At 66.7% G+C, this 11,013-nt stretch carries 9 protein-coding genes; 5 read left to right on the plus strand and 4 right to left on the minus strand.

The window, feature by feature from the left end:
- Positions 1 to 3: 3 nt before the first annotated feature.
- Together ACQKDV_RS01015 and ACQKDV_RS01020 are read right to left on the minus strand one after the other, a co-directional pair.
- Positions 4 to 3,237 carry an efflux RND transporter permease subunit gene (locus ACQKDV_RS01015; protein ID WP_427781933.1) on the minus strand — a complete coding sequence of 1,078 codons (3,234 nt, stop codon included), beginning with the start codon at positions 3,235 to 3,237 and terminating at the stop codon, positions 4 to 6.
- Positions 3,238 to 3,311: 74 nt separating this feature from the next.
- Positions 3,312 to 4,556 carry an efflux RND transporter periplasmic adaptor subunit gene (locus tag ACQKDV_RS01020; protein ID WP_427781934.1) on the minus strand — a complete coding sequence of 415 codons (1,245 nt, stop codon included), beginning with the start codon at positions 4,554 to 4,556 and terminating at the stop codon, positions 3,312 to 3,314.
- Between the two features lie 187 nt (positions 4,557 to 4,743).
- Here ACQKDV_RS01020 and ACQKDV_RS01025 point away from each other — a divergent pair, with 187 nt between their 5' ends.
- The 4 genes from ACQKDV_RS01025 (at position 4,744) to ACQKDV_RS01040 (ending at position 8,530) form a co-directional block, all read left to right on the plus strand.
- On the plus strand, positions 4,744 to 6,063 hold the full coding sequence (locus ACQKDV_RS01025) for a M20 family metallopeptidase (RefSeq protein ID WP_427781935.1): 1,320 nt from the start codon (positions 4,744 to 4,746) through the stop codon (positions 6,061 to 6,063).
- A 550-nt stretch (positions 6,064 to 6,613) separates the two neighbouring features.
- Positions 6,614 to 7,432 carry an NADPH-dependent 7-cyano-7-deazaguanine reductase QueF gene (gene queF, locus ACQKDV_RS01030; protein ID WP_427781936.1) on the plus strand — a complete coding sequence of 273 codons (819 nt, stop codon included), beginning with the start codon at positions 6,614 to 6,616 and terminating at the stop codon, positions 7,430 to 7,432.
- 237 nt (positions 7,433 to 7,669) lie between these two features.
- On the plus strand, positions 7,670 to 7,960 hold the full coding sequence (locus ACQKDV_RS01035; RefSeq protein WP_427781937.1) for a LysM peptidoglycan-binding domain-containing protein: 291 nt from the start codon (positions 7,670 to 7,672) through the stop codon (positions 7,958 to 7,960).
- Between the two features lie 60 nt (positions 7,961 to 8,020).
- Positions 8,021 to 8,530 (plus strand): hypothetical protein, encoded by a 510-nt coding sequence (locus tag ACQKDV_RS01040; RefSeq protein WP_427781938.1) that lies wholly within the window; start codon positions 8,021 to 8,023, stop codon positions 8,528 to 8,530.
- Positions 8,531 to 8,599: 69 nt separating this feature from the next.
- Here ACQKDV_RS01040 and ACQKDV_RS01045 read toward each other — a convergent pair whose 3' ends face one another.
- Both ACQKDV_RS01045 and ACQKDV_RS01050 read right to left on the minus strand, forming a co-directional pair.
- On the minus strand, positions 8,600 to 9,373 hold the full coding sequence (locus ACQKDV_RS01045) for a hypothetical protein (RefSeq protein ID WP_427781939.1): 774 nt from the start codon (positions 9,371 to 9,373) through the stop codon (positions 8,600 to 8,602).
- 73 nt (positions 9,374 to 9,446) lie between these two features.
- On the minus strand, positions 9,447 to 9,863 hold the full coding sequence (locus ACQKDV_RS01050) for a hypothetical protein (RefSeq protein WP_427781940.1): 417 nt from the start codon (positions 9,861 to 9,863) through the stop codon (positions 9,447 to 9,449).
- A gap of 285 nt (positions 9,864 to 10,148) precedes the next feature.
- On the opposite strand from ACQKDV_RS01050, the gene ACQKDV_RS01055 reads away from it, so the two are divergent.
- Positions 10,149 to 11,013 (plus strand): NADP-dependent isocitrate dehydrogenase (locus ACQKDV_RS01055; RefSeq protein WP_427781941.1); only part of this gene is annotated, 865 nt, incomplete at its 3' end.

Here is an 11,013-nt window from a genome sequence, read left to right on the forward strand (position 1 = left end):
GGATCATGCCCGCGGCTCCTGCAGGGTGCCGTCGCGCAGGGCGCGCTGCTCGCGGCGGCGGGCCAGCCACTCCGAGAAGCGTTCCATGTACAGGTAGATCACCGGCGTGGTGTACAGGGTGACCAGCTGCGACAGCAGCAGGCCGCCGACGATTGCGATGCCCAGCGGGCGACGCAGTTCCGAACCGATGCCGGTGCCCAGTGCCAGCGGCAGCGCGCCGAGCATGGCGGCGGCCGTGGTCATCATGATCGGGCGGAAGCGCAGCAGGCAGGCGCGGCGGATCGCTTCGTGCGCGTTGGCACCGGCACGGCGGGCTTCGATGGCAAAGTCCACCATCATGATGCCGTTCTTCTTGACGATGCCGATGAGCAGCACGATGCCGACGATGCCGTCCACCGACAGGCTCAGGCCGCAGACCATCAGCGCCAGCAGCGCGCCGACGCCGGCCGGCGGCAGGGTGGAGATGATCGTGATCGGGTGGATGTAGCTCTCGTACAGCACGCCCAGCACGATGTAGATGACCACCAGCGAAGCGAGCAGCAGCCACACCACATCGGTCTGGCTGCCGGTGAACTCGGCCGCCTTGCCGATGAACTCGGCATGCAGGTGGGCCGGCATGTCCAGGCTGTCCTTGGTCTCTTCGATGGCCTTGACCGCATCGGACAGCGAATAGCCCGGGGCGATGTTGAACGACACCGTCACCGCCGGCAGCTGCTGCTGGTGGCTGACCACCAGCGGTGCGCTGGTGACCTTGCTGTCGGCCAGTGCCGACAGCGGGATGATGTTGCCCGCACCGACGGTGATGCCGGTGTTCTGCGCGCCGATGCCGGTAGCGGTGGACGAGTTGGACGAGGTGACCTGGCCGAAGCTGGTGGCGTTGGTGCCGGTCAGCGCGCCGGCACCGTTGGAGGCCACGGCCAGCTGTTCCATCAGCGCGGTGCTGGTGCGGAACTCCGGTGCGACTTCCAGCACGACGCGGTACTGGTTGAGCTCGGTGAAGATGGTCGAGATCTGGCGCTGGCCGAACGCATCGTAGAGCGTGTCATCGATGGTCTGCATCGGCACGCCCAGCACGCTGGCCTTGTCGCGGTCGATGTTCAGTTCCAGGGCGCGGCCCTGGTTGGACAGGTTGTTGTCGACGTCGGCCAGTTCCGGGCGCTTGCGCAGCGCCTCGGTCAGGCGCGTGGCCTGGGTGGCCACGGTGGCCGAATCCACGTCCGACAGCGAGTACTGGTACTCGGTGGCCGCCACGCGGGTATCCAGGGTCACGTCCTGCACCGGCTTCAGGTACAGCGCCACGCCGGGAATGCCGGCCACGGCCTTCTGCAGGCGCGGCAGGATCTCATCCAGGCCGTCACGCTCGCCGCGTTCCTTCAGTACGATCGACAGCTGGCCCTGGTTGAGCGTGGGGTTCATGCTGCCGGCGCCGATGAAGGCCGACACGCCGGTCACGTCCGGGTCCTGGCGCAGGGCTTCGGCCACCTGTCTGGTGCGCTGCTCCATCTGCGGGAAGGCGATGTTCTGGTCGGCCTGGACCACGCCGGTGATCAGGCCGGTGTCCTGTTCGGGCAGCAGGCCCTTGGGAATCAGCACGTACAGCAGCACGGTCAGCACCAGCGCGATGCCGGCCACGGCCAGGGTCAGGCGCTGGTGGCCCAGCACCCAGTCCAGGCTTTGCTCGTACAGGCCCACGGTGCGCGTCCACAGGTTCTGCTTGCCGGCCGCCGCTGCGCGCTCATGCGCGTCCTCGCCCTCGGGCAGGGCGTCGGGCTTGAGCAGGTAGGCGCACATCGTCGGGGTCAGTGTCAGCGAGATCAGCATCGACAGCACGACCGCGATGCTCAGCACCCAGGCGAACTCATGGAACAGGCGGCCAGTGACGCCGGGCATCAGCAGCAGCGGCAGGAACACCGCCACCAGCGACACGGTCAGCGACAGCACGGTGAAGCCGATCTGGCGCGCACCGATCTCGGCCGCTTCCTTGCCACTCTTGCCCTGCTCGATGTAGCGGACGATGTTCTCGATCATCACGATCGCATCGTCGACCACGAAGCCGGTGGCCACCACCAGCGCCATCAGCGAGAGGTTGTCCAGCGACATGCCGGCGAAGGCCATCACCGCGAAGGTGCCGGCCAGTGACAGCGGCACCGCCACCGACGGAATGATGGTGGCCCAGAAGCGCCGCAGGAACACGAAGATGACAGCCACCACCAGGCCGATGGTGAGGATCAGGGTGAACTGCACTTCATGCACCGAGGCGCGGATGGTCTCGGTGCGGTCGTTGAAGACTTCCAGGTGCACGTCGGCCGGCAGCACGCCCTGCAGCTGCGGCAGGATCGCGCGGATGCGCTCGACGGTCTGCACGATGTTGGCGCCCGGCTGGCGGCGCACTTCCAGCAGCACGGCCGGCTTGCCGTTGGCCCAGGCGGCAAGCTGGTCGTTCTCCACGCCATCGACCACGTCGGCTACGTCGGACAGCCGCACCGGGCGGCCGTTCTTGTAGCTGATGATGGTGTCGCGGTACTCGGCAGCACTGGCCAGCTGGTCGTTGGTGCCGATGCTGTAGGACTGGGTCTTGCCGTTGAGCGAGCCCTTGGGCGCGTTGACATTGGCCTGGGTGAGCGCGCTGCGCAGCTCCTCCATGGTCAGGCCCATGTTCGACAGCTGTGCCGGGTTGACCTGGATGCGCACGGCCGGCCGCACGTTGCCGGCAATCGACACCAGGCCCACGCCCTGCACCTGCGACAGGCGCTGGGCGAGGATCGAGTCGGCGTAGTTGTTGACGTCACGCAGCGGGCGCGTGTCCGAGGTCAGTTTCAGGGTGACGATGGCCGCATCGGCCGGGTTCACCCGGTTGTAGACTGGTTGGTAGGGCAGCGAGGAGGGCAGGGTGGCCTGGCGGATCGCCGCCTGCACGTCCTGCGCGGCGATGTCGATGTCCCGGTCCATCGAGAACTGCAGGATGATGGTGGACAACCCGGCCGAGGAATCGGAGGTCATCAGTTCCAGCCCGGAGATCTGCCCGAACTGGCGCTCCAGCGGCGTGGTCACCAGTGAAGCCATGGTGGTCGCGTTGGCACCCGGGTACTGGGTGGTGACCACCAGGCTGGGCGCATCGATTTCCGGCAGTGCCGACACCGGCAGCTTGCGGTAACCGAGGATGCCCAGCAGCAACAGCCCCGCCATCAACAGCGAGGTAGCGATGGGACGGCGGATGAAGATCGTCGAAAAGCCCACGGACGGATCCTTGCTGGTGCTTCAATGGCAGCGCCGGCATCGAGGCCGGCGCGGAAGGAAAGGGAGGCCTGCGCTCAGCGCGGGCCGCCACCACGACGGCCACCGCCGCCACTCTTCTGTTCGGCGGCCTTCAGTTCGGCCTCGGTCGGTGCCGCCGGCGTCTCGCCCGGCTTCAGCGCGGTCACCCTGCTGCCCGGCTTCAGGCGGAACTGGCCTTCGCTGACCACCCGCTCGCCGCCCTTCAGGCCCTCGGCAATCTGTACCTGGCTGTCGCCCACTTCCACGCCGCTGCGCACGGTCTGCATCTTCACCGTGTTGTCGCCCTGCACGACATAGACGTACTCGCTGTCCGGGCCACGCAGCACCGCCTGGGTGGGAATGACCACGCCGCCGCTGATCGTGCGCAGCTGCATGCGGACGTTGACGAACTGGCCCGGCCACAGGCCGTTGCCGGTGTTGTCGAAGATCGCGCGGGCCTTGAAGGTGCCGCTGTCGGCGCTGATCAGGTTGTCGACCACGTCCAGCGTGCCGTCACCGGACAGCACGTGCGAGTCGGCGCGGTCCAGTGCGGCCACCGGCACCTTGCCCGCAGCCTGCGCCTGCCGCACATCGCCGAGCTGGCGCTCGGGCAGGTTGAACAGCACGTGGATCGGGTGGATCTGGGTCAGCGTGACCAGCGCGGTACCGGCACTGACCACGTTGCCGGCGTCGACCGCACGGATGCCGGCGATGCCCGAAATCGGCGCGGTGATGCGGGTGTACTGCAGCTGCACCTGCGCGGCACGCGCGCTGGCTTCGTTGGCGGCCACGGCGCTTTCGTACTGTGACACCTGGTTTCGCTGTGTATCCAGATCGGTCCTGGCGACGAACTGGCGGTACTCCGGCGCGTTGGAGCGCTGGTAGTTGGAGCGGGCAGTGGCCAGCAGCGCCTCGTTCTGGCGCTTGGCGGCCACAGCCTGGTCATAGCTGGCCTGGGCACTGCGCGGGTCGATCCGTGCCAGCAGGTCACCCTGCTTCACTTCCTGGCCCTCGCGGAAATTGATGCTCATCAGCTGGCCGCCGATCTGCGGGCTGACCGTGACGGTGTTCATCGCGGTCACCGTTCCCAGCGCGCTGGCATACACCGGCACGTCCTGGCGGGCGGCAGCGACCACGGTGACCGGCACCGGGCCGGCATCGGGATCCTCACCGCCCTGGCGTGCGCCGGCACCGGCATGCCCGCCTGCCTTGTCCTTGCCGCCACCGAGGACGCGTACACCTACCACCGCCAGCACCAGCACTGCCACAACCAGCAGCACGATCTTCCAAACACGTGACATTCAAGGACTCCAGGAGGGCTGGTCGGGGTGGACCCCGGTTGGCAATGCGCAAAGCATACCTGCGGCCCGCTACGTTTCCTGCATGACGTATGGGACGGGTGCTGAGACCGGCCGCGGCGGGAGAGGTTCCCGTGGCGGCGGTGTTGGCCTACATTCAGCGGAAGATCCCTTGCATGGAGACCTCCCGATGCGCCGTTCGCTGCTGCTGTCCGCCCTGCTGCTGGCCCTGCCGGCCCTTGCCCACGCCCAGCAGGCCGAGCGCCCGGAGGTGACCGCCGCAGCGCAGCGCCTGCAGGCCCAGGTCGTAGAGTGGCGCCGCGATTTCCATCAGCACCCGGAGCTGTCCAACCGCGAGGCGCGCACCTCGGCCGAGGTCGCCAAGCGCCTGCGCGCGATGGGACTGAAGCCGAAGACCGGCATTGCCCACCACGGCGTGGTGGCGATCATCGAGGGCGGCAAGCCCGGTCCGAAGATCGCCCTGCGTGCGGACATGGACGCGCTGCCGGTGACCGAACAGACCGGCCTGCCGTTTGCTTCCAAGGCCACCGCGCAGTACCGCGGCCAGACCGTGGGGGTGATGCATGCCTGCGGCCATGACGCGCACACCGCCACCCTGCTGGGCGTGGCGCAGGCGCTGGTGGCGATGAAGAAGGACCTGCCGGGGCAGGTGATGCTGATCTTCCAGCCGTCCGAAGAGGGCGCACCGCCGCCGGAGGAGGGTGGTGCCGCGCTGATGCTGAAGGAAGGCCTGTTCGCCGATTTCAAGCCGGAGGCAGTGTTCGGCCTGCATGTGTTCTCCAGCGTGCAGGCGGGCCAGATCGCGGTGCGTGGCGGCCCGCTGATGGCGGCCTCGGATCGTTTCGGCATCAAGGTGATCGGCCGGCAGACCCATGGCTCGGCACCGTGGAATGGCGTGGACCCGATCGTGGCCACCGCCGACCTGATCGGTACCGCGCAGACCATCGTCAGCCGTCGCACCAACCTGTCCAAGCAGCCGGCGGTGCTGACCTTCGGCGCCATCAACGGCGGCATCCGCTACAACATCATTCCCGATGAAGTGGAGATGGTGGGCACCATCCGCACCTTCGACGAGGGCATGCGCCAGCAGATCTTCGCCGACCTGCGCAACGTGGCCGAACACACTGCCGCCGCGCACGGTGCCAAGGCGGTGACCGACATCTATGAGGCCGAAGGCAACCCGGCCACAGTGAACGACCCGGCACTGACTGCGAAGATGCTGCCGAGCCTGCAGGCGGTGGTGGGCAAGGACAACGTGTACGAGCCGCCGCTGCAGATGGGCGCGGAGGATTTCTCGCTGTACGCGAAGGAAGTGCCAGGCATGTTCTTCTTCGTCGGTTCCACCAGCGTGGGCATCGACCCGGCCACGGCGCCGGCGAACCATTCGCCGAAGTTCCTGATGGATGAGAAGGCGCTGGATGTGGGATTGCGCGCGTTGCTGCAGGTGAGCCTGGATTACCTGCACGGTGCCGGCACTCCTGCGGGGTGAGGGTTTTTCAGCAGGGCTTGCAGCCCTGCACCCGCAGAATCAACGGCAACATCAACGTCAAAAGCGGGCTGTCCGTGGGTTGGCGGAGTGGGTCCGGTGGCAGGGGACGCTGCAAGTACGTCCCTGTAAGCTCGGTCGCCGCATCCATGCGGCTCACGCCCCTGCCACCGGACCCACCCCGCCTTCGACAGACTTCCGCGATCTGTCGGAGCCTGCTGTTGATGGTGGGTGCCGACCGTTGGTCGGCACGGCAGACGTCATGAACGTCTGAAGGATCGGCTTTTGATTTTGATCTTCCTGATCTTTCCCGGGGTGGCGGCCGCACGCAGGAAACTGTCAGGGGCCGGGTGGGCAGGCGGGGCGGGGGTGTCCGCGGCATGGATGCCGCGGCCAAGCCCCCATGGATGGGTTAACGGCGTCCCCTGACCCGCCTGCCCACCCGGCCAAGCCGATAGATCGCCTTTCGCGACCAACCACCGCCACCACGGAGGGGCTCCGCCGTTGGCCGCCGCGGCCGAAGGCCCGCTCCCGCCGCGATACAATGCCGCCCATGAACACCCCCCAGGACTCCAGCCTCGGTCGCGAGGTCAGTTACCCGTCGCAGTACGATCCCGGCCTGCTGTTTCCCATCCCCCGCATCGGTGCCCGTGCCGAGATCGGCCTTGATGACGCCGCGCTGCCGTTCGTCGGCCACGACCGCTGGCATGTCTTCGAACTGAGCTGGCTCGACCCGCGCGGCAAGCCGCAGGTGGCCGTGGCTACCGTGCAGGTGCCCTGCACGTCGCCGCGCTTGATCGAATCGAAGTCGTTCAAGCTGTACCTGAACTCCCTCAACAGCACCCGCATCGACAGCGCCGAAGCGCTGCGCGAGCGCCTGGTGGCCGATCTGTCGGCCTGCGCGGGCGCGGCGGTGCAGGTGCAGTTCGGCTTGCCGACGCTTGTCGAGTCGCCGCTGGGCGAATCCATCGACGGGCTGGACGTGGAGATCGACTGCTACGGCCCGCCGCAGGCCGACTATCTTGCTGCCGATGCCGGGCAGGTGGTGGAAGAGACGCTGGTCTCGGCGCTGCTGAAATCCAACTGCCCGGTGACCGGCCAGCCGGACTGGGCCACGGTCAGCCTGCGCTACCGCGGCCCGAAGATCGATCGCGCTGGCCTGCTGCGCTATCTGGTCAGCTACCGCGAGCATGCCGAGTTCCACGAGCAGTGCGTGGAGCGCATCTTCAGCGAGGTTTCCGCGCGTTGCCAGCCGCAGTGGCTGGAAGTGGAAGCGCGCTACACCCGCCGCGGAGGCTTGGACATCAACCCCTGGCGCGCAAGCCACGGTATTGCCGGCCCGGCCGCGACCTTCCGCGAACTGCGCCAGTAACCGCCACAGGCGGTTACGGGTAGCGGCCAGAGCAGAAGCCGCCGGGCACGGCCCGGCGCTACCTTGGTATGCAGGCGGTTACGGGTAGCACCGGGCCACGCCCGGCGAGCGCAGCGGGCGTTTGCTACCCCGATTGTTCAGCCGCCCCCGGGGGCGGCTTCACATCTGCACCATCCCCATTTAACAACCGCCATGGCAACGTGTCATCCACGTAGTCATGCAGACGGGAGTGTGTGGATGAGTACCGAGAAGAAGGCCGATTTCTCCGGCGTCACCGCCAGCGTCGACAGTACCGCCGGGAAGGCTTCAAAGGCGGATTTCTCTGGCGTCACGGCTTCGGTGGACAGCACCGCCGAGCGTGTCGGCGGTACCTACACCGTGCAGAAGGGCGATTCGCTGTCGAAGATCGCCAAACAGCATCTGGGCGATGCCAATGCCTGGAAGAAGATCTTCGAGGCCAACCGCGATGTGCTCGATGACCCGGACAAGATCTTCCCGGGTCAGACCCTGAAGCTGCCGCCACAGTAAGCCGGCACGCGCCGAGAGGCGCACCTGCGCCGTCCGCCAACCCTTGGGAGGAACACCCGAATGATCAAGACCAGCCCGCTCCAGACCGCCCTGATCGCCGCCCTGCTGGGCAGCGTCGCCCTGGTCGGATGCAAGAAGAAAGAAGAGTCCACCGACAGCAATGCGGCTCCCGCAGCGACCACGCCGGCAGAGCCTGCACCGGCGCCGATGACCGGCACGCCGCCGCCGATGGCGACCGCTGCAGCGGTCAACGTCTCCTCGGTGACCGTCGGCAAGACCGCAGCGGCTGACAAGTCGGTGGCGCCTGCCGCGTTGTTTGCACCGAAGGACGATGTGATCGTGTCTGTCCGGACCGACGGCGCGGCCAGCAACGTCAGCATCGGTGCCAAGCTGACCTTCCAGGACGGCCAGGTGGCAGGTGAGCAGAGCGACACGCTCAATGCCAGCGGTGCCGAGACCACCAACGTCACCTTCAAGAATGCCAATGGCTGGCCGGCGGGCAAGTACCGCGCGGAAGTCATGGTCGACGGCAAGGCGGCCGGAACGCCGCAGGAGTTCGAGGTCAAGTAAGTCCCGCCGACTCTCTCCCGGTTGGACTCACGATGGGCGCAGCCGCCAGGCTGCGCCCTTTTTTCTGGATCACGCCCGCGCGGGGGCGTCCTGCGCGGAGGCCTGGCGCGCGTTCTCTGCAACGTGCTGTTGCTGGGCCGAGTCCTGTGCGCGCGCCGCGAAGTCCTGGCCCTGTGCCGACGCCTGCAGGTCACGCATGGCGGCAGACAGGCTGTCACCTCCTTCACGCGCACCTGCAAGCAGGGCTTCGGCGCTGCCCTTGCCAGGCTGCAGATCACCCTGTGTCGACGTCAGCGGAGGATACTTCGGATCCCGCAGCGTCTCGATTTCTTCCGGGGTGGCCATGCGGTTGTCCAGGCCCGGCTCGATGACGCCACCGAAATCATGGACCTTCACCCCCATGATCTCACCCAGGGTACGGTAGGTGGAGTTGCTGTTGACCGTGTCCCCGAACACCTTGAAGCCATAGTTCGGGTAGTTGAGGTCCTTCTCGTTCAGCGTGTCCTTGGCGGCTACCGCTGCGTTCCAGCGGCCCATCACCTCCTCCTTGCTGCCGGTCATCGCGGTGTGGTGCTGCTGTCCTTCCTTGATGTAGCTCTCGGACGTAGGCTTGGCGCCGTGTTCGGCGGCAAACGCCTTGTCGTGGGCGAAATGCCACACGCGCAGGGAGTGCTTCTTCTCGTCCGTGCCGATCGGTATGGCGCGCTGGGTTTCACGGTCGGTGGCCAGGCCATGCAGTTCGGCCAGAGCTTTGCCCTGCGGGTCGCGCAGTACCCAGAAATCGTGGCTGGCGACGCCAGCTACCCGTAACGAGCGGGCTTCAATGGAGTATCCGTCTGGCATTGCATCATCTCCTTGATGGGATCCATGCAGGCATCTCACGTGCCTGCCCGGCGTTCAGTACTGCCTCCGTCCTTCAGGGGGCAGCCAGGCAGCGGCTGAATCCTTCTTCGAAGGTTTTCAGACCCGCTTCGACACCCTGGTCGACGAAGTAGGCGCCCGCGCCGCGCAGGCGGAGCGACACCGAGCCAGCCGCAGGGTCGTGTTGCAGGTGGATACGGAAGCCGGAAATGTTGTCTTCCGGGAAATTGCCGGTTTCAAGCACGCCGTGGGGCACGTCTTCGCGGGTGACCTTGTGGTCCCACAGGGCATCGTCCTCGCCCAGCTGAGCCAGGCGTTGCCGGGCGCATTCGAAAACCTTCGATGTGGGCGTCTGCGGGGCAATATGCAGCGTCGCAGCAGCTTCGGGAACCGCATGAGCGGGTTCAGACATCGCGCATCCTCCTGATGCAAGTGTGATCATCAACAACGTTGGCAGCCGCAGTTTGAACATGACGACAGTCCTGGTTCGTCCAATCCCTTCAACTATAAGCCCGCGGCAGGTTAAGGAAACATCAGCGCCGTTCCATTGCTGGGCCGCTGCGGCCCGGGCACAGTGCACCTGCAGTACCGCTGCGTATGGCATGGCTTTGCCCCGCGCGGCTGAAAACGCGACAATGCAGGGGTTTCCCCGCCGCGCGCCCACCCTGACGGCGGCGGGGGGAAGTGACACGGTTGCACGTGGCACGGCGCCTGCGCCGGCCTTTCCCTGAGAACTGCTACAGAGTCCAAGTCCCCCATGTCCAAGATCCTCTACACGCTGACCGACGAAGCACCGTTCCTGGCTACCCAGTCGCTGCTGCCGATCATTGACGCCTACACCGCCACTGCCGGCATCGTGGTGGAAACCCGTGACATCTCGCTGTCCGGCCGCATCCTGTCGCAGTTCCCGGAACTGCTGGCCGACGCACAGAAGGTCAGCGACGACCTGGCCGAGCTGGGCCAGCTGGCGACCACCCCGGACGCCAACATCATCAAGCTGCCGAACATCTCTGCCTCGGTGCCGCAGCTGAAGGCGGCCATCAAGGAACTGCAGGACAAGGGCTACCCGCTGCCGGACTACCCGGAAACGGCGGCCGACGACCAGCAGCGCGACTACAAGGCGCGCTATGACAAGGTCAAGGGCAGCGCGGTGAATCCGGTGCTGCGCGAAGGCAATTCCGACCGCCGCGCACCGCTGTCGGTGAAGAACTACGCGCGCAAGCACCCGCACCGCATGGGCGCCTGGGCGGCCGATTCGAAGTCGCACGTCGCGCACATGGCCGCTGGTGATTTCTACGGCAGCGAGAAGTCGGCCACCCTGGCCAACGCCGGTTCGCTGAAGATCACCTTCCACGGCAAGGACGGCAGCGCCGTCGTGCTGAAGGAAAAGACCGCGGTCAAGGCCGGCGAGATCGTCGATGCCGCGGTGATGAGCCGCAAGGCGCTGGCCGCGTTCATCGGTGAGCAGATCGCCGATGCCAAGGCCCAGGGCGTGCTGTTCTCGCTGCACCTGAAGGCGACCATGATGAAGGTCTCCGACCCGATCATGTTCGGCGTGGCGGTCAAAGTGCTGGCGGCCGGCGACAACCGGCTGCTGTCGGGCAAGGTGGGTATCCACCGCA

It is taken from the genome of Stenotrophomonas sp. NPDC077659 (assembly GCF_050268705.1).
Lineage (GTDB): Bacteria > Pseudomonadota > Gammaproteobacteria > Xanthomonadales > Xanthomonadaceae > Stenotrophomonas.

Bases quoted from the DNA above. Each gene is read 5' to 3' on its own strand.
- ACQKDV_RS01020 (WP_427781934.1), bottom strand. From the start codon at position 4,556: ATGTCACGTGTTTGGAAGATCGTGCTGCTGGTTGTGGCAGTGCTGGTG.
- ACQKDV_RS01025 (WP_427781935.1), top strand. From the start codon at position 4,744: ATGCGCCGTTCGCTGCTGCTGTCCGCCCTGCTGCTGGCCCTGCCGGCC.
- queF (WP_427781936.1), top strand. From the start codon at position 6,614: ATGAACACCCCCCAGGACTCCAGCCTCGGTCGCGAGGTCAGTTACCCG.
- ACQKDV_RS01035 (WP_427781937.1), top strand. From the start codon at position 7,670: ATGAGTACCGAGAAGAAGGCCGATTTCTCCGGCGTCACCGCCAGCGTC.
- ACQKDV_RS01040 (WP_427781938.1), top strand. From the start codon at position 8,021: ATGATCAAGACCAGCCCGCTCCAGACCGCCCTGATCGCCGCCCTGCTG.
- ACQKDV_RS01045 (WP_427781939.1), bottom strand. From the start codon at position 9,373: ATGCCAGACGGATACTCCATTGAAGCCCGCTCGTTACGGGTAGCTGGC.
- ACQKDV_RS01050 (WP_427781940.1), bottom strand. From the start codon at position 9,863: ATGTTCAAACTGCGGCTGCCAACGTTGTTGATGATCACACTTGCATCA.